The sequence below is a fragment of the Pseudomonas luteola NBRC 103146 genome (assembly GCF_002091675.1).
GTDB lineage: Bacteria > Pseudomonadota > Gammaproteobacteria > Pseudomonadales > Pseudomonadaceae > Chryseomonas > Chryseomonas luteola.
Genome location: NZ_BDAE01000009.1, coordinates 23,442 through 41,015, shown reverse-complemented (window position 1 = coordinate 41,015; position 17,574 = coordinate 23,442). Strand labels below are relative to the sequence as shown.

Genomic DNA, 17,574 nt, shown 5'->3' with positions numbered 1-17,574 from the left:
CAGAAGTGTGAACTTGTCCAATAACTAAACTGAACAGTACGGTTATTTTAGGCGCCCTTCATTTTCCAAATGAGATCAGCCTCACGCTGATTACGTAAATCCTAGGATGGACCCCCACCAACATGCAGAAACCTACTCGTGTTTTTCCTGTGGCCAGCAGATCCTTGCTAGCCGTAGCCTTGGCAAGTGCCAGCTGCGCCTGGGCTGCCCCTCTCAAGCAAGGTCCGGAAGTCGAAAGCAGAGTCGAGTCGATCCTGTCTCAGATGTCCCTGTCGGACAAAATCAGCTACATCAATATCGATAACGGCTACATGATGCGTGCCATGCCCAAGTTTGGCTTGCCAGGCACTCTAGCCCGCGATTCCTCTCTTGGCGTAACCGTTGAAGGCACCATGTTCGGGGTGCAGTACCCTGCCCAGTCCGCGCTGGCAGCAACCTGGAACGTGGACCTGGCCAAAACCTACGGTCTGGCTATTGGCTACGACACTCGCGCATCGGGCGGACAGCAACTGCTCTCTCCCGGCCTCAACATGTACCGTACGCCTTACAATGGCCGCTCTGCTGAGCACCTGACCGGCGAAGATCCCTTCCTGGGTGCCGTGCTGGCGCCTGCTGTCGCCAATGGCATCGAAGCTCAAGGTATCTGGACAGGTGCCAAGCATTTTGTCGCGAACGAGCAGGAGGCCAACCGCCATTACCTGAATGTGAAGGTCGACAATCGCACCCTGCGTGAAATCTACCTGCCCGGCTTCGAGTCTCTGGTCAAGAATGCCAACCCTGCGTCGATCATGTGCGGTTTCAACAAGATCAACGGTGATTATGCCTGCGAAAGCCACAGCATGATCGCCGACATGCTCAAGGGCGAGTGGGGCTTCAAGGGCTTCGTTGTCAGCGACTTCAACTCCATCCAGAACGGCTACAAGGCGGCGATGGCTGGTGCTGATCTAGACATGCCCAGCGGCCTACAGATGAACGAATCTGTTCTGATGCCGTACGTGTGGAGTGGTCAGTTGCCGGTGTCAGTGATCGACGAGAAGGTCCGTCGTAACCTGCGCGCCATGATTGGCTTTGGCTTTGACAAAGGCCTGCCGACCGCATCGCACATAGGCAACGATCCGCGCAGTCTGAGCACGTCCCTTGATATGGCCCGGCAGGGCATCGTTCTGCTACAGAACGAGAAAGCAAAAGGCTCTTCCAATAACCTGCTGCCGCTGCCTAAAACCGCACGCATTGCTGTGATTGGTGATATCGCAAAGCAGCGTCCACCCTACCCCTTCGGTACCGGTTGGTCTGCCGCCAATACCTATACCACCGAGCTGCAAGGCCTGCAGCAACTGGCTCAGGATAAAAGCCAGATCACCTATATCCAGGCACTGTCTCTCGATCCGCAAACGTCGGAGTGGTACACCTCCAGTGACAGCACCGGCTCCACCGAGACCGTAGCAGGTCTGACAGCTGAATACTTCAACAATCCAAACTTCTCGGGCGAGCCCGCCGTCAAGCGTATTGAACCCGGTATAAACTGGGATTTCCTGAAGGCACAGAACGTCACGGCCAATGGCGTCACTACCATTGATGGCTTCAGCCCGGACCAGGATAATTTCTCGGCCCGCTTTACCGGCAAAATCAAACCGACCGTCAATGGCGACCAGGTATTCAAGGTACGTGGTGATGGCGCTTACAAGCTATGGGTAGACAACAAGCTGGTCATCGACTTCGATGGCAAACCATTGTCCAACGACCTGGCGGACTCAATCTCTCACTCGGGCAAGGCATATAACCTCAAAGCCGGCCAGACCTACGACATCAAGCTCGAATATAGCCGCGTCAACGATCACTATATTCCAACGTCGGGTAGCCTGTATGGTCTGCAGATGAGCTGGGCGTCGCTGGCTGCGCCTAAAGACCTGAGCCAATATGACGCTGTCATGGTAGCCGTAGGCTTCAATAGCGAGTACGAAGGCGAAGCATCGGATCATGGATTCGATCTGCCTGAGTACCAGAGCGATCTTATCCAGAATGTCATCAAGGCCAACCGCAACACTATCGTTGTGCTGCATGGCGGTGGCGGCATGAACCTTGAGCCCTGGGTGAAGAAGTCCAAGGCCGTATTACATGCCTGGTATCCTGGTCAGTTGGGCGGTCAGGCCCTGGCGGAAATCTTGTTTGGCGATACCAACCCCTCTGCCAAGCTGCCGATCTCGATCGAAAAACGTATCCAGGATAATCCTGCCTATGCTAGTTACCCGAATCCGGATCTGTACGTGGGTGACAATGCCCAGACCGAGATGACATATTCGGAAGGCGTATATATGGGATATCGCGGGTTGGATAAGCAGCGTACCAAGCCACTCTTCCCGTTTGGTTTCGGTCTGTCATATACCACGTTCAGCTTCTCTGACCTGAAGATTGGTCCAAAGTCGCTGACACCTGGTTCAACCATCGACGTCACCTTTACCGTCACCAACACCGGCAATAAGGATGGCTATGAAACAGCCCAGGTTTATGTCAGCCCCAAAAAGGCTATGATTGACCGCCCGAAGAAAGAACTGAAAGGCTTTACTAAAGTGTTCCTGAAAGCCGGCCAGTCCAAGCAGGTCACCGTTCAGCTGGACGCGCGTTCGCTGGCCTACTTCGATGTGAACACATGGAATTGGCTTGCTGATGCTGGCCGTTACATGATTTCCGTAGGAGACTCTTCGGATAATCTGCCGCTGGAAGGTATGCTGACCAACCTGTACCAACAGTCGCTGCCAACCAATACTAGCAACCCGCTGCCGCCGAAGATGCAGAAGGCCGTACAGGTCGATGCCTCACAGGCGTATTGAGTTAATCCCGCAACAGGAAAAAGGCGCCGCACAGGCGCCTTTTTTGTTGAGGATGGAAGCTTGATCAGAAATTCCATCGCTAGAAATCAAAATGGTCGGCCTCAAGAAACCAATAACGTTCCAGGTAGCCTACCTGCTGTCATGAACGCTCAAGGATTGCCCAAGAATGCCGATCTGCTTATTAGGCAGTAGCCGCTGCCAATATCGCAGACCCAATCCTTGAGTCGTACCCATCATGACCACACACGTTATCAATTTCACTGGCCCCATCAACTCAACCACGTGTGGTCAGCTGATCGAGAAATGCTCCAATGCCTTGCAGCAGGACGCCTCTAGCCTGCTCATAAAGATTGCGACCATGGGTGGCGACTGCAGCTACGGCTTCTCAATGTACAATTTCCTGGTATCGCTTCCGATTCCGGTCCATACGCACAACCTCGGGACCGTCGAGTCCATGGGTAACATTCTGTTCCTGGCGGGACGCCACCGCACAGCCTGTCGCCACAGCAAGTTTCTGATTCATCCATTTCACTGGAGCTTGCATGGGGCAATTGACCATGCGCGGATGTCTGAATATGCCATGAGTCTGGATTATGACCTGGACCTCTATGCCGAGATCGTCATGGAGCGCACTGCGGGTGCGAGCGAGCGAATGGACATTCGTAATTATCTGAAGGCCTCTCCCCGTATCCTTAACCCCGAAGCGGCGTTGGCTACAGGCATGATCCACGCCATGGATGACGTCGCCATGCCTGTTGAAGCCGTGCACAGCTGTATTCATCTATAAGAGGTTTCACTGTATGCAACCAGGCGCGGTTTAATAGATCGCTCCTGGTTACCACAAGAGGGCGATCAGACACGTTTTTTGCGCTTTTCGTTAGTGGAACAGAACAGGGCCAGCGTCTCGCATGAAGATTTCCAACGTCTTTGGCCCAACGCCCTTGAAGGCTAACAGACGCTTTTCGAAATCCGAACGGCCTTCGCTTTTATTCTTGATATCCATGATGCTGCCACCGTATTCAACTTGAAGTATCTGGCATACCTCCAGTAGCCGCGTGGCGGCAGACTCGTCATAGCGCGTGTAACGTCCCTCCCGTAACAGCCTTACCAAGCCGTGCCAACCACACGCCAATACTTTTAGCGGCGTATCATGGCCGTGAGACTTGAACATCAAACGCCATGTCTGAGCGGCAATCGTTTGCGAAATACGCTTGCCAAACAGATAACTGGCCAGAAACCAGCCAAACAGCGCTTTCTCATCTCCACTATATAGATCCAGTCCCAGCTCCTTAGCTGAAATCTCGCTTTTCATCTCGACGCCTTCTTCAGTCTTACCTTCTTGCGACTGGCATCAGACAGGTACGGTTCATCATGGAGGCCTTATACGGTCAATATCGAGACACGTTTTTACAAGTGTTTTCATGGATCTGCTTGGGATTGGGAACAACTCGATTGGGATGTCAGTCACAACCAGTAGGCTATATAAGCCCAGCATCATCGGAGATGAGATTAATTGCTAGTGCTGCCTCGCCAGGCACACCAAGCGATCCGGTGTTTTTTAAAGCTAGATCAGGAGAATCACCATGAGCCCAGCACTGCCAAAAAAATTTGCCTTCACGTGCGCCCTTTTGCTGTCAATGGGCACGGCGACTGCCTTTGCCCAAAACGCTACCCATGCTGATAGCGCACACGGCACCTCCGGCCATGCACAGTCGGCTGATACCAAGAAAGCTGAGGCCATGTCGCCTGAAGATTTCGTAGACGATGCTTCGGCCAAAGGCATTGCTGAGATTGAAACAGCCAAGCTGGCGCTTGAAAAGAGCCAGTCCCAAGACATCAAGACCTTTGCTCAGTCAATGATCGATGATCATACCAAGATGAATGAGCAACTCCAGCAACTGGCCCAACAGAAGAAACTGGAAGTCGCTGATAACGCCAAACTGATGGATATGGCCAAGAAAATGATCCTTCAGGTACGCGATGAGTCGTTCGATGCTGCCTATGCCAATAATCAGGTTGTCGCCCACGAACAGACTATCGAGATTTTCCGTAACGAAGCCAACACTAGCAAAGATCCGGAGCTGAAGGCTCTGGCACAAGCTGCTCTGCCCAAGCTGGAAATGCATCTTGAGCATGCCAAGGCGCTCCAAAGCAAGTATGCCAATAAGCAGTAACGGCATAGTCACAAAAAGGCAGCCTGAAGGCTGCCTTTTTTTATGCATGGTTGCTTAAAGGTGCCTGATCATTATCCAGCGCAACTCTTGATATGTTCTTACCATGAATGGTTCATATTCTTGAGGCTCAAGTACACACTCAGCCATTCAAGCTGACGCGAGACGGCACCACTAATAGTTATGTGTGGCTGGCAATCAATAGGGGCAAAATGTTGGCTGAATGCCCGCCTTAACAGGCTGGCGAAATCATATGAAAACAGGAATAGCGCTTGGTCGCCTTGGCTAATCAGGGTATATATCGACGGCGATGTACGCTATGACCGCCGCAAAACGCGGCTTAAATAGAGACAGGTTACCTGTCGTCGTCACTTACAGGCGTATTGCTGATCATGATGTCTTTCGTGATCAGATCAGCTCACCCAATGCCTCCTTCAATAAGGCAATGCTCGCCTCGTTACGCTTGTAGTATGTCCAGGGACCTATACGCTGAGAGGTAACCAGCTGGGCGCGCTGCAAGGTGCTCAAGTACAGCGAAACCGTAGGTTGGGAAAGCCCAGCTTTGTCCTGGATAATACTTACACATACCCCAGTAGTTTCAGGATCAACTTCCTGGCTTGGAAAGTGCCGGCGAGGCTCTTTCAGCCAATTCAGGATCTTGAGACGGGTAGGATTATCGAGCGCTTTAAGCGCCAAGCTGACATCGATACTCATTGCTGGTATCCGGTAACGGTTCCTTTATAGTAAACAGCCAGTCAATGTTATCACAGCGGAACCCCTTGGCATTTTTACCAAGGGGTATTTGAACAATTTCTCAGGACTCGTATCGAGAATAGTCTATGTAGCCGACCTCTGTGCCCCCATACATCGAGGCAGGATCCACTGGAGTCCACGGCCAATCATTGGCAATCCGTTCAGGCAGATCGGGGTTGGCAATAAAAGGACGGCCAAACGCAATCAGATCGCCCCACCCGTCCTTTAGCACTCGCTCCGCACGCTCCAATGTATAGCGTCCCGCATAGATGATACGGCCCTTAAACGTGTTGCGGACCGCCTTGCGGAAATCATCGGGAAGCTCTGGTGCGTTATCCCAGTCTGCCTCGGCAATTGACAGGTAGGCTATTCCTACATCTTGAAGCACTTTAACGGCTTCCAGGTAGGTTTCCTGAGGATTTTCCTCAACCAGCCCCAGATACACCCGCGCCTCATCCGTTGTCTCAAAGAGCGGAGCAAAACGTACGCCCATTCGATCCTTGCCAACCACTGCAGCAACTGCTTCGGTAACTTCCCGCAGGAAACGCAAACGATTGTGCAGCGAACCGCCATACTCATCGGTACGCTGGTTACTGTGCGCCGAGATAAACTGATTGATCAGATATCCATTGGCGGCGTGTATTTCAACTCCGTCGAAACCAGCGTCCAATGCATTACGGGCTGCCTGCGCGTAAAACTGGACCAGCTCTTTTACCTCAGCCGTACTGAGCTCACGAGGCGTTGAAGGTGCACTGAGGACTCCAGTCCCAGGGCCGGTTTCGATGAATACGCTGACGTTCTCAGCGGCTATGGCTGAGGGCGCAACAGGCGCGGCCCCTTCTGGCTGCAACGATGTATGCGATACACGGCCTACATGCCAGAGCTGAGCGAAGATAATACCGCCTGCCTTATGCACCGCGTCGGTTACCAGTCGCCATCCCTCGATCTGCTCAGGTGAGTATATGCCCGGCGTCCAGGCATAACCTTGGCCACGAGGCTCGATCTGTGTTCCCTCAGTGACCATGAACCCTGCGCTAGCCCGCTGCTGGTAATAGGTTGCCATTAGCGTGTTGGGTATGTTGCCTGGCTGGGTGCTACGCGAACGAGTCAATGGCGGTAATACAATGCGACTCTTAAGTGTATAAGGGCCTAGCGTGGTAGTTTGCAGTATGGATTTGCTCATTTAAATACTTCAATATCAATGAATAAATGTGACGCTTCGTCAAAAGCCTAAGCTCACGGCTGCCCAAGTGAATCTACAGAATGGCAACCATGAGCCAATGAAGTAACTACTCTACGCATCATATTTATAGATTTCAATATTAGGATGTCTAGTGCGCTGGCTTTAGTTCTTGAATAGCTACTCTTGGCTCTATACGAAAAGTACCTGCGCTCGGTGATGCTTGATTAAAAAACCGATTTGGAATGCTCATTTACAACACGTAAACTCCGCCTCCTTACCGATTCCTGCCTCGCCTGACCTTCGCTCGAAGACTTTTCGTACAGAGCTTAGCGCCTTAACCTGCTTACTATACTAACGATGAAAAGCCCCGCGCCAATGACACAACGCGGGGTGGTCCATAAACCTTTCCTAAAGCTGAGCCTCTTGAGTCCAGCCTTATGTTGATGCGCTATTTTTGACAGTTGGCTCGGGCTGCTGACTGTTGCATTGTTCATTGAACAGTTTTTGTAGCTTCAACATACAAGCCTGCGCATCCTGGGCGCTGTCACAAAGCTTTGCTACCTGAGGTGCAGAATGCATGACGCACTGCTCCACCGCACTGGATGAAACAGGTACCTTTTGATTTGGGGATGATTCGCGTGTAGCAAGGCCTACAAGACCGCCCATAACAATAAAGGCAGCAGTAATCAGGATCAGTCGAATGACTTTAGAAAAATCGTTGCGTCGCCAGTAAGCAACCAGCGCATCGAATGGGGTACTCCCGGCTGGCAGGCGTACAAAGCAGGCGCAAGTTACTAGCCCCATGATTCCAAGTGCAATAAGCCCGGCCTTTTGCCCCATAAATAAGGCCATAACGGCTAGGGGAATACCGTTGCGTAGCAGCGTCCAGCGCGAGGCTTCTGGGTTGAATAACCGCCCAGGTAGCACCTTATAAGTGAGGATCAAATCGAGCGGTTCTAGCCATTTGGCTACCGGTCGCCACAAGCGCGTGAGTAGTTTGGTTACCCATACGGCAACAAGCGGCCAAAGCGTCAAGGAATAGAACAAGGTAAATATGTCAAGACGCCCTTCCTGCCACCGCTGTGGCAAGGTATAAAGAAGTGCAAATAGAGCAGCGCCTGCCCATACCCAGCCATACGAAAGTGGCTTGCCTTCTTTAGGTTCTATCTTGACAAACGCATCGAGTCGCGCATCTGGAAAACGCTGCTTCAAACCAGGGTAGCGATGATTCAGACTATCCCTTAGGGTCTCACGCGCCGCTCTGTCTTCTGGCTTGAAAGCCTTGGCGAGACGAATCTGCTCGGAATGAGAGATAGGCCCCAGCAACAGATGAGCAGCCCTTCCTTCAGGGGTTGTCGGCTCTGCATTGAGGAGCTGTTGCAGGCGGAGGGCATAAGCCTCCTGCTCACAGCGCTCTACCAGGGCACACCATGTCTCGTACGGCGCAGGTACAATGCCCTTCCGGTCATCCCAGCCAAACAGGCAACATACGCCCTCGAACAATGAAGGGGTAAGATAGTCGGCCTCGTCCAGCATCTCCAGCACCCAACCCTGCAGTTGTTGCTGTCTGTCGAATGAATTCGCCCAAGGTTGCTTGCTCAGTACCCTGAGCTGCGCTAGAAAGCCTAGCTCGTTACCTGCTTCGCCAAGGTCATCGAGATGCTCACGCTGATGTCCCAGAAGCTCTGCAGTCAGATATGCTTCCTGACCGGCGCTGAGCACGACACTCTGCCAGGGTGTCAGCCACTGCAGCAGTTCAACCGCAGCGAGCAGAAGGGCGGTTTCATCGTGCCTAAGACAGCGTTCGAGCAGTCCCGCCTGGAATGGAGCTGCGCAGTTCAACTCCTGTGCCTGAGCCCATTGCTGACGTAGGTTCTCGGCAACGGTTTCCTCCAGCAGACGCCTGGCATGATGTCCGGCCAAGGCCTCGGCATTCAGAGCCGGTTCGGGATAATCAGGCGCTGGGCGAGGCCGAGGTGCATCACCTGGAAAGAATGCCGGCTCTTCAACCTCGTCCGAGCCATGAGCCTGGGTTGCTTGTAGCCAGACACTATTGTCTTCAGGCAGCACGGGCTCAACGGCCGCATCGGAAAAGGTTTCTGGCGTGCGTATGGAGGGCCAAGGGGCATCCTCGACCTCCTCGACGGTTCGCTCTCTGGCCCAGCTCAGGGCTTCCTCATACGCTTCGCGCAGCCGCTGAAACGCCTCGGCATCATCATCGGGGCGATGCACCTTGAGCAGCTTGGCGTACTGCCGCTTGATAGTACGCTCATCGGCCTCATCATCGAGACCCAGAATTTCCCAGCAGTCCATAGGGCTTACCATGTCCCCCGCTCAAGCCTGTCGAGCTGCTCTGCAATCTGCTTGCGCACTTCACTGATCTTGCGCTCGTCCTGCGTTTCCAGGATCTGTTGAAACTGGGTAGCCAGATACCCCGCGGTCTCGCGCTCGTCGCCCAACAACTCTTGGTACAGACGTTCCAGACGCGCCACCATATGGGTATTTACCTGCTGGTCGCGCGGGTGAATCTTGAGTTTTTCCAGGGCTTTGAGACGCTCTTGAATCTCATCGGGGCTCAGAACGCCGGGGTTGTTTTCAATGACCAGCCGATGGTTGGCACCCGTCAACGGAATGGTGACATCGGTTTCCAGAATACCGTTGTTATCGTAGGTAAAACGCACGTCAATGCTGACCTCGCCTGCCTTGCGAGGAGGAACATCAATCTCGAGTTCGCCCAACTTGATATTGTCCTTCACCAGTCGGCTTTCGCCCTGAAAGATCCTGAACAGGACCTTGCTCTGGTTGTCATGGAGCGTTTGTACCGACCTGACACGGCTGACAGGCACTACGCTGTTGCGCTCGATAATCGGCAGGTAATGCCCGCTTTCACTCTGCTGACCAAACGTGATTGAGGTTTCGATGCCAAGCGTATAAGGGCAGACATCGGTCAGGACAACCTCCTCAAGGGCTGCGTCACGACTTTTGAGGGCCGCCTGAACGGCTGCTCCCTGAGCAACGACCTCATCAGGGTTGAGGCGGATGGAGGGGAAACGGCCAAACAGCCCTGCTGCCAGCTTGCGTACCAAGGGCATGCGGGTCGTACCGCCGACCAGCAGCACTTCATCAAGGTCAGCCACACGGATTCGCGCATCCCGCAGTGCACGCTCAATCGGGCCCCGCAGGCGCTCCAGCAGCGGAGCGAAGAGTTCGGCAAGCTGTGCCTGAGTAAACGTCTGGCGCCACTCCTGCTCGTTATACCGCAGGACAAATTCGCTACTGGATTCCTGCGCCAAGGTTTTACGTACGCGCTCCGCCTCACGGCGCAGCGGCTGGCGGACCTGCTCCAGAGTAGGAAAGCCGCTCTGCTGGCCTTGAAGCGCGACGAAACATTCCATGAGCATGAGATCGAAGTCTTCTCCACCCAGGAAGTTATCGCCTGCACTGGCGCGTACTTCCATGACTCCGTCGTATAACTCAAGAATGGAGACATCAAAGGTGCCGCCGCCGAGGTCAAAGATCAGAAATGAGGTTTCGCTATCTTTCTGGTGAAGCCCATACGCCAAGGCCGCGGCTGTCGGCTCGTTGATCAACTTTTCGACCTTGAGTCCTGCCAGCTCGCCCGCGATGCGGGTAGCCTTGCGCTGTGCATCGCTGAAATAGGCCGGAACACTGATGACCGCTTCGGTCACCGGCTCGCCGTATTGACGCTCGACGTCAGCCTTCAGGCTTTTAAGCACCAGTGCGGACAGCTCTTCCGGCCGGAAGGTGCGCTCACCCAGGCGAACCTCCTGCGCGCTTCCCATGTACCTTTTGAACAAGGCGGCCGTTCGTGTGGGGTGGGTATGCAGCCGCTCACGTGCTGTCTTACCCACCAGTATCTGCCCCTCATCGTCGAGGCCGACTACACTAGGCGTCAGCGTATCTCCCAACGCATTCCTGACCAGCTCCGGCGCACCCTCACGCCAGACGGCGACCAGACTATTGGTGGTTCCCAGGTCTATACCAACGATCATACCAAGCGAGCTCCCTGCTAGAGGCCCTTTCCCTTGCGTAGCCGAAGCGTCGGCACTCAGGAGACAAGACCCAAGACACTATCCCTATAAATGGGCGTATTGAAATGAATGGCTATTGTAGCGAGACCACTGCGCGCAGGCATCTCTTTGATACAGAGATCAACCAGGGCGTGACAGACGCCCGCAGCTGGGTAGTCACCCTGGCTGTAAAGCCAACAGCGCTGAGCTGGATATGTCCGCTTGGAGAGTCAGTGCACGGCGAGTACCGTGCACTGAGGAGAGGATCAGACGCGGAAGCGGCTGACCATGGATTGCAGCTCATTACCCAGGCGCGCCAGCTCAACGCTGGAGGCCGCGGTTTCTTCGCTTGCCGCCGCCGTCTGCTCGGACACATCGCGAACATTGACGATGCTGCGATTGATCTCGTCAGCCACGGCGCTCTGCTGTTCAGCCGCCGCCGCAATCTGCAGGTTCATCGACTGGATGTTGGATACCATCTGAGTGATGTTTTCCAGCGAGCCGCCTGCCTTGCGGGCAAGCTCGACGCTGCTATCAGTCAGCTTGCGGCTATCGTTCATCATAGACGCGACCTGTTGCGTACCAACCTGCAATCCAGCCACCAGCCCTTCGATTTCCTCTGTAGACTTCTGAGTACGCTGAGCCAAACCGCGAACCTCATCCGCCACCACCGCAAATCCACGACCGGCTTCACCAGCACGCGCAGCCTCGATAGCAGCGTTAAGCGCCAGCAGGTTGGTCTGCTCAGCGACAGACTTGATGACATCCATCACGCTGCCGATCTTGTCACTTTCCTTCTGCAGATTGGTCATGGCCTCGGAAGAACGGTTTACTTCAGAAGCCAGACGCTCGATTTGTACAATCGCCTCGTTGACTACCTTGTCACCCATGCGGGCCTGCTTGTCCGCCTCGCTGGCAGCCGTGGACGCATCACCGGCATTACGGGCTACTTCCTGTACGGTCGCGGCCATTTCATGCATGGCGGTAGCCACCTGATCAGTTTCGCTCTTCTGGCCGTTTACACCTGCGCTGGTCTGCTCGGTCACAGCGGAAAGCTCTTCTGCAGCACTGGCAATCTGGGTCACACCATCGCGGATACCGGTAATCAGCTCACGCAGTGTATTGCCCATGTTCTGGATACCCTGCTGAAGAACACCCAGCTCATCGCGGCGGGTAACACGGGCAGAAGCCGTCAGGTCACCCGAGGCAATACGCTGAACTTCACCCAGTGTTTCTTTCAACGGCTGGGTAATCTGGCGGGTAATCACCCAGGCAGCCAGTACACCCAACAGCAGAGCCAGAATCGTGCTGCCGATCTGCAGCTGACGCGCATGGCTGCTTTCAATTGCCAGACGATCCAGCTGGAACTGATACAACTCCTCACTGATCTTGACGATCTCATTGCCCTGATCGGTCATTTCCTTACGAGCCTGAGCAATATCCGCATTGGCCTTCTTGTAGCCGGCGACAGCCGTGCTATAGCGATTCAGCGAGTCCTTTACCTGCTGGGCCGTATAACTCAGCTCATCCTTGAACACGGACATCATGTGATCAATGCCCTTGCCCGTTGTCTCGATCTGAGCCAGCAGTGCCTGTTCATTCTCGGACGTTGAATTAGCGGCATAGACACTGACCAGGAACTGCGTTTTCAGCAAGTCTTCCTTGGTCTTTGAGATAGTCTGAAACTGGGAGAAGCGACGGTCATCATAGCTGGGAAGCAGCAGGACGCTATTGGTCATCTTGTCGATCAGCTTGGCCGCGTCAGCCGACTCGCTCTTGATCGTCTCACGAGCCGAATTCGCAACCTTGTATGCGTCACGCATGTTGCCCAGGGACTTCTGATAATCGCCGTTGATGCCGTCCTGCTTTTTCAGCAGCGCAACATTGGCCGGGTTGGTAAAGCTACCCAAGAGCTTCTTTTGCTGCTCAAGGTAGATACCCAAGTTCTTCTGCAACCGCTCGGTGCTGGTTTCATCCCCATTTGCCAGCATGAACTGCAGACGTGCAATACGCAGGTCTGTCAGCGTTCTGTTCAGCTTGGAAATCTCCGTCATCCAGAGGCTTCGCTGAATGACGCTTCCCAAACCACTCCAGCCGCTCCAGGCAAGAAATAGCGTCAATGCCAGTACCACACCGAACCCCAGCGTAAGCTTGCGCGTAACGCTGATATTCCCAAACCAGCTATTCATAAGTCCTTCCGTCAAATGTCGTTTCGAGTCATTCAGCTGGTGTGCTTGTTCTTCTTAGGGCCAGCCTATCTATCTATGCGGAAGGGCTATCGGCAGCTGCTTGGATAACTGAAGAAGGAAATACCATAAAAAATCTGACGGAATGCGTCAGGGGCAACGCCTACAGTGATATTTCGATACCGCCGCTTAGTAGTCGCGCCTGCTCAGCTGCACGTCCGTTAGATCGACACTGGGTGACAGAACCATGTGTCGATCAATCACTTGCCTGTCGAGTTCTTGAGGGAATAACCCATAAGCACTCTGGCCATAAGGCCTGTGCACTGCAGACAAGCGTAAAAAATTAGCTTTAATAGATCTGCTATTTGCTAATTAACTGAGCAAGAACATAAATCAGTTACGACAGCATAAACTTATCCATTTATAAAGCTCTTTTCTTCTACCCATACAAGCCTATCGTTCATAACGAACATTACACGCTGCTTTGTTTAGCGTTCTTTCAATTGATTTTTTATTCATTAAGTGACCACTCAGTCATCTGGATATAATCCAAACCAAGTCAAAAAATATTAAAAAGAATTAATGCCGTTTATCGGATTTTTTAGCCATACGTTATACTGATCCGTTCATACAAGAGAGCCAATCAAATTATAAATCCATTATTTATCAATAACTTATAATTAACATAACATGCGCTCATGCCATCATATTTTTTCATTTTGAATCTCAATTCAATATCACAAGAATGGCATTTAAAGAGACACCTCAAGCAAACAGTCAATACACCTGATTTAAAAAACGAGACGTTAATTCTATATTCGTATCAGGAAAAACGAATCTGGGCGTATCGTTAATCCTGCCTGGCTAAATCTCTAGATAAAGCGAAGGACCGGAATAATGCTCTCATCCAAACAACCTGTTTTTTTATTAGTTTCACTTTTTGCAGGGGGAGTCTGCGGTATTGCATACGCTGCCGAAGACACTGCATCGTCACAAGCCGCACAAAATGTTCAGAACGGCAGCGACCCACTGTTCATTTACCAGTGGCATTTACGCAATAGAGGGCAAAAGGTAATCGGTGATGTCACACCACTTGCCGGCGTGGATCTGCGGATGGGTGTATTGCATGAGCTGGGTATACGAGGGAAGAACGTCATTGTCGGGGTGGTGGATGATGGCTTGGAAATACGTCATGAAGACTTGTCAGGTAACGTCGTGCCAAATGGCTCGAAGAACTTCGTAAACGGATCAAACGATCCGACGCCGAGTGTCGATACCGATGAACACGGTACCTCGGTGGCAGGCATCATTGCCGAAATGGGATGGAACGGAAAAGGAGGACGAGGCATCGCACCCGAGGCGAAGCTGAAGGGCTTTAACTTCCTGGCCAGCGATGCAGACCCGGCAAGCCAGGATGCAAACATTCTGTACGCCTGGGGCAGCGGCAACGAATCCAAGGATGTAGCCGTCTTCAATAATAGTTGGGGCAGCAGTACACCTTACTATCCTGCATTTTCTACTAACGAGCAGGCCGCCTGGGAGCGTTTGATGCAGTCCACGCGTAATGGCAAGGGCGGAATTTATGTCAAGTCGGCCGGCAACTCCTTCAAGGAGTTCTTTACCTATACTGCGTTTGGCCGAGTCAATATCTGTTCTGAAAAGGCAGCCGAGCTAAATGTGACTTGCGCGTCTTCAACAGTTGATCCCAACAACAACCTGATCACGATTATTACCGCCGCCGCCGTGAATGCTCGGGGGCTCCGCTCGTCTTACTCCACAGCCGGATCGTCGGTGTGGATCTCAGGCTTTGGTGGCGAATTTGGCAATCAGAGGGCCTATAACCCTGACCTTACCAATGTACGGGAAGCGATCAGGCCGACCTACTATTCCCCTGCCATCGTAACCACTGATCTAATGGGCTGTTCCCGGGGAGCCAATACCGCGAATACTGTTTCCAATGCCTTGGAAGGCAGTCAGTCGTCTATCGACAACTCCTGCAATTACTGGGGACGCATGAACGGCACCTCTTCTGCCGCGCCCACGGTGTCGGGTGTGGTTAGCCTGATGTTGGGCGCTAATCCCAAGCTGACTCAACGCGACGTGAAATATATCCTGGCCAGCACCGCGCGACCGCTTGATCCTTATCAGCCGGTAGTGAGCTACGGCGGCACAGTGATCGAGCCGGGATGGATCACCAACGCGGCAGGCCATCACTTCAGCAACTGGTATGGGTTTGGATTGGTGGATGCAACCGCGGCCGTCAATAAAGCCATGAGCTTCAAGCTACTGCCAGCGATGAAAGATACGCAGTGGAAAGCCTCCAATGATCCTGCCAGCCCGATTGGCGGTGTGAATGCTCCAGCAACATTGCGCGTGCGGATCAATCAGAGTATCAAGGTCGAGGCGGTACAGCTCAGTTTCCAGACCAGCCATATGAAGCCGTCAAACCTGAAGGCCGTTCTAACCTCGCCAAGCGGTACCAAAAGCTATGTCATGACGCCTTTCTCGACGCTATCGGATGTTACGTCCGGGACCGGGTTCACCGTTTCACTGGCGGCGAGCAACGCGTTTCTGGATGAGCCGGCGACGGGTGACTGGACGCTTTCGTTAACGGATGTGGTTGATGCGGGGGGTAATGCCGCCAAGCTGCAAGACTTCAAACTTCGCGTGGTGGGGCACTGATCATGAAAATAGCCACTTTATTCTTCTTAACCGTTACCCTGGCTGCAACACCTCTGGTACAGGCGCAGACCACAGACGCGGCTCGTCTTCAGCAGGCGGCAACCGGGGCCAGCTTCAATGTCGGAAACACCCCGTTTCGCCTCGTGCCCAACGCAACGGTTCAGCGTATCGACTCCACTGCCTCTGCTCAAACGCCGTCAACCACGCAAAGCCAGAGCCGCCAGCAGACGCTACAGGCAGACAGTAATGTGGTGGGACAGATAGGGCCGTATGCGATCAGGCTGCCGCAGGGTAATCAGGCTCAGCTCAAGTCGCAATCCGCGGCGGCAGCCAGCACTGCCTCAGGTCCGAGCGAGATGGGCGTCGCAGTGAACCTGACCTCCGGGCAAGCCGTGCTCGTGCCTCCGCGCCTGAAGGTATTTGTACAGGATGCGTCTGTTATTGATCAGGTTGCAAAAGCTACTGGCGGTACGATGGTTCAAGCCTCTTCGGCGGCAGGCATGGGCGTCATCCGTTACAGTTCGGTAGACGCTGCTCAGTCAGCCCTGAGCAAGGTAAAGGGCATGCAGGGTGTGAACGACGTGTCACTGGACATCATCCAGGGCTTCATTCAAAAGCAGTAAGTTCATGATAAACACCGCGCTGTCGTCGAGAGACGTTCAGCGCGGCATTTATTTTCATGGTTAAACGTTACTGCTGGGTAATTGTTGCGCGATTTGCCGTACCTGTTTGCGTAATGCCTGCAGTGTTGCCATAGAAGGTATCGCCACCCTGAGTAATCAGCGCCTGGTTGGCGATGCCGTTCTGGGTAAGCGACACTGAGTTTTGTGTCTGATATCCCACCTGATCGATCTGAGCAATATTCAGGTCCCCGGTTTGGCTGTAGTTGATAGTGCTGGTGTCACTGTACTGGCTGATTTCAACGTCGTTATCATTGCCAACGGTGGAGCCAGAAAGGTTGGAGCCTCGTGTCCCTTGCACGACATAAAGCTCGTTATTCGAGCCTTCTTGTGAGACACCCAGACCGCCAAACATATTGCTCTGTCTGACAGAGGCAAAATTGTTATCACCCGACTGGGATATCCCACCGTTGGCGAACTCACGCGTGGACTGTTCCAGCGAAGCGCTGTTGCCATTGCCATATTGGCTAATGCCAGCACCGCCACCGCCTGACTGTCTGAAGTAAGCCGTATTGTTATCGCCTTCCTGAGTAACACTGCCTGATGTGGTGCCGCCGTACTGCACAGCTTCGACCCAGTTGTTATTGCCACGAGAAGTAACACCGAGCACTGTATCAAACCCGTTTTGGGTTACGTGCATAGTATTGCCTGTTCCTTCCTGGGTGGCTCGCAAATCAGCGACTTGCGCTATTCCGCTACCCTGATTCAGCGTGGCCAGGTTCGAATCGCCCCGCTGCTCAAGCGCCACACTGTTATCTTGGCCGCCGCCCCCCTGGTAGATCTGCCCTTCGTTGGCAGAACCTTCCTGAGTAATTGATACCTGACCGTTATTGACCTGTTGCTGTTGGATAACCCCAATATGACTGCTTCCCAGCTGATTGATAGAGGCCTGGCTATTGATAGCGGTACCAGCCTGTTCAAGGGTTGCCGTGTTGTTTTCTCCGTCCTGCATAACGTCGGCAGTATTCATTTCAGCCCATGAGGGCGTGGCGAAGGCCAGCAGGATGGCAGCAGCGAGTGGTTTCAAGCGGGACATACGATTTCCTTTCCTTGTATCCAT

The 17,574-nt window shown here is 53.3% G+C and carries 12 protein-coding genes and 1 pseudogene; 5 read left to right on the top strand and 8 right to left on the bottom strand.

Going from position 1 to position 17,574, the window contains the following annotated elements:
* The first annotated feature begins 122 nt into the window (after nt 1-122).
* Entirely contained in the window at nt 123-2,828 is a 2,706-nt protein-coding gene (locus PLU01S_RS11995) for a beta-glucosidase (RefSeq protein WP_074825664.1), read from the top strand.
* A 235-nt stretch (nt 2,829-3,063) separates the two neighbouring features.
* On the top strand, nt 3,064-3,615 hold the full coding sequence (locus PLU01S_RS11990; RefSeq protein WP_074825661.1) for an ATP-dependent Clp protease proteolytic subunit: 552 nt from the start codon (nt 3,064-3,066) through the stop codon (nt 3,613-3,615).
* A gap of 90 nt (nt 3,616-3,705) precedes the next feature.
* On the opposite strand, the gene PLU01S_RS11985 is transcribed toward PLU01S_RS11990, so the two are convergent.
* Nucleotides 3,706-4,140, bottom strand: a complete 435-nt coding sequence (locus PLU01S_RS11985) for an HhH-GDP family DNA glycosylase (RefSeq protein WP_074825658.1) — start codon at nt 4,138-4,140, stop codon at nt 3,706-3,708.
* 271 nt (nt 4,141-4,411) lie between these two features.
* Here PLU01S_RS11985 and PLU01S_RS11980 point away from each other — a divergent pair, with 271 nt between their 5' ends.
* Nucleotides 4,412-5,002 carry a DUF4142 domain-containing protein gene (locus tag PLU01S_RS11980; RefSeq protein ID WP_233432155.1) on the top strand — a complete coding sequence of 197 codons (591 nt, stop codon included), beginning with the start codon at nt 4,412-4,414 and terminating at the stop codon, nt 5,000-5,002.
* 405 nt (nt 5,003-5,407) lie between these two features.
* On the opposite strand, the gene PLU01S_RS11975 is transcribed toward PLU01S_RS11980, so the two are convergent.
* The 6 genes and pseudogenes from PLU01S_RS11975 to PLU01S_RS26600 all read right to left on the bottom strand — a co-directional run.
* A complete protein-coding gene (locus PLU01S_RS11975) occupies nt 5,408-5,713 on the bottom strand; it encodes an ArsR/SmtB family transcription factor (RefSeq protein WP_010798560.1) in 306 nt (101 codons plus the stop codon).
* 100 nt (nt 5,714-5,813) lie between these two features.
* A complete protein-coding gene (locus tag PLU01S_RS11970) occupies nt 5,814-6,935 on the bottom strand; it encodes an alkene reductase (protein ID WP_074825654.1) in 1,122 nt (373 codons plus the stop codon).
* 435 nt (nt 6,936-7,370) lie between these two features.
* Complete coding sequence (locus PLU01S_RS11965) at nt 7,371-9,248, bottom strand: J domain-containing protein (protein ID WP_159435099.1); 1,878 nt, start codon at nt 9,246-9,248, stop codon at nt 7,371-7,373.
* Between the two features lie 5 nt (nt 9,249-9,253).
* Nucleotides 9,254-10,948: a molecular chaperone HscC gene (locus tag PLU01S_RS11960; protein WP_074825650.1), complete on the bottom strand. Its 1,695-nt coding sequence runs from the start codon at nt 10,946-10,948 to the stop codon at nt 9,254-9,256.
* A 284-nt stretch (nt 10,949-11,232) separates the two neighbouring features.
* The gene (locus PLU01S_RS26605; RefSeq protein WP_371106396.1) at nt 11,233-12,096 is read right to left on the bottom strand and encodes a methyl-accepting chemotaxis protein; all 864 of its coding nucleotides are present in this window, start codon (nt 12,094-12,096) and stop codon (nt 11,233-11,235) included.
* Nucleotides 12,088-13,020, bottom strand: a pseudogene (locus tag PLU01S_RS26600) (methyl-accepting chemotaxis protein); the annotation flags it as partial. The gene PLU01S_RS26605 and the pseudogene PLU01S_RS26600, both read right to left, overlap by 9 nt.
* Before the next feature lie 1,029 nt (nt 13,021-14,049).
* On the opposite strand from PLU01S_RS26600, the gene PLU01S_RS11950 reads away from it, so the two are divergent.
* Nucleotides 14,050-15,834 (top strand): S8 family serine peptidase, encoded by a 1,785-nt coding sequence (locus PLU01S_RS11950; protein WP_074825646.1) that lies wholly within the window; start codon nt 14,050-14,052, stop codon nt 15,832-15,834.
* 2 nt (nt 15,835-15,836) lie between these two features.
* Nucleotides 15,837-16,457 (top strand): hypothetical protein, encoded by a 621-nt coding sequence (locus PLU01S_RS11945; RefSeq protein WP_074825645.1) that lies wholly within the window; start codon nt 15,837-15,839, stop codon nt 16,455-16,457.
* A 67-nt stretch (nt 16,458-16,524) separates the two neighbouring features.
* Here the strand turns inward: PLU01S_RS11945 and PLU01S_RS11940 are convergent, their stop codons facing one another.
* Nucleotides 16,525-17,550 carry a hypothetical protein gene (locus PLU01S_RS11940; RefSeq protein ID WP_074825644.1) on the bottom strand — a complete coding sequence of 342 codons (1,026 nt, stop codon included), beginning with the start codon at nt 17,548-17,550 and terminating at the stop codon, nt 16,525-16,527.
* Between the last annotated feature and the right edge of the window lie 24 nt (nt 17,551-17,574).

Excerpts from the sequence above, each read along its gene's own strand:
- PLU01S_RS11995 (WP_074825664.1), top strand. The coding sequence starts at position 123 with ATGCAGAAACCTACTCGTGTTTTTCCTGTGGCCAGCAGATCCTTGCTA.
- PLU01S_RS11990 (WP_074825661.1), top strand. The coding sequence starts at position 3,064 with ATGACCACACACGTTATCAATTTCACTGGCCCCATCAACTCAACCACG.
- PLU01S_RS11985 (WP_074825658.1), bottom strand. The coding sequence starts at position 4,140 with ATGAAAAGCGAGATTTCAGCTAAGGAGCTGGGACTGGATCTATATAGT.
- PLU01S_RS11980 (WP_233432155.1), top strand. The coding sequence starts at position 4,412 with ATGAGCCCAGCACTGCCAAAAAAATTTGCCTTCACGTGCGCCCTTTTG.
- PLU01S_RS11975 (WP_010798560.1), bottom strand. The coding sequence starts at position 5,713 with ATGAGTATCGATGTCAGCTTGGCGCTTAAAGCGCTCGATAATCCTACC.
- PLU01S_RS11970 (WP_074825654.1), bottom strand. The coding sequence starts at position 6,935 with ATGAGCAAATCCATACTGCAAACTACCACGCTAGGCCCTTATACACTT.
- PLU01S_RS11965 (WP_159435099.1), bottom strand. The coding sequence starts at position 9,248 with ATGGACTGCTGGGAAATTCTGGGTCTCGATGATGAGGCCGATGAGCGT.
- PLU01S_RS11960 (WP_074825650.1), bottom strand. The coding sequence starts at position 10,948 with ATGATCGTTGGTATAGACCTGGGAACCACCAATAGTCTGGTCGCCGTC.
- PLU01S_RS26605 (WP_371106396.1), bottom strand. The coding sequence starts at position 12,096 with ATGGGCAATACACTGCGTGAGCTGATTACCGGTATCCGCGATGGTGTG.
- PLU01S_RS11950 (WP_074825646.1), top strand. The coding sequence starts at position 14,050 with ATGCTCTCATCCAAACAACCTGTTTTTTTATTAGTTTCACTTTTTGCA.
- PLU01S_RS11945 (WP_074825645.1), top strand. The coding sequence starts at position 15,837 with ATGAAAATAGCCACTTTATTCTTCTTAACCGTTACCCTGGCTGCAACA.
- PLU01S_RS11940 (WP_074825644.1), bottom strand. The coding sequence starts at position 17,550 with ATGTCCCGCTTGAAACCACTCGCTGCTGCCATCCTGCTGGCCTTCGCC.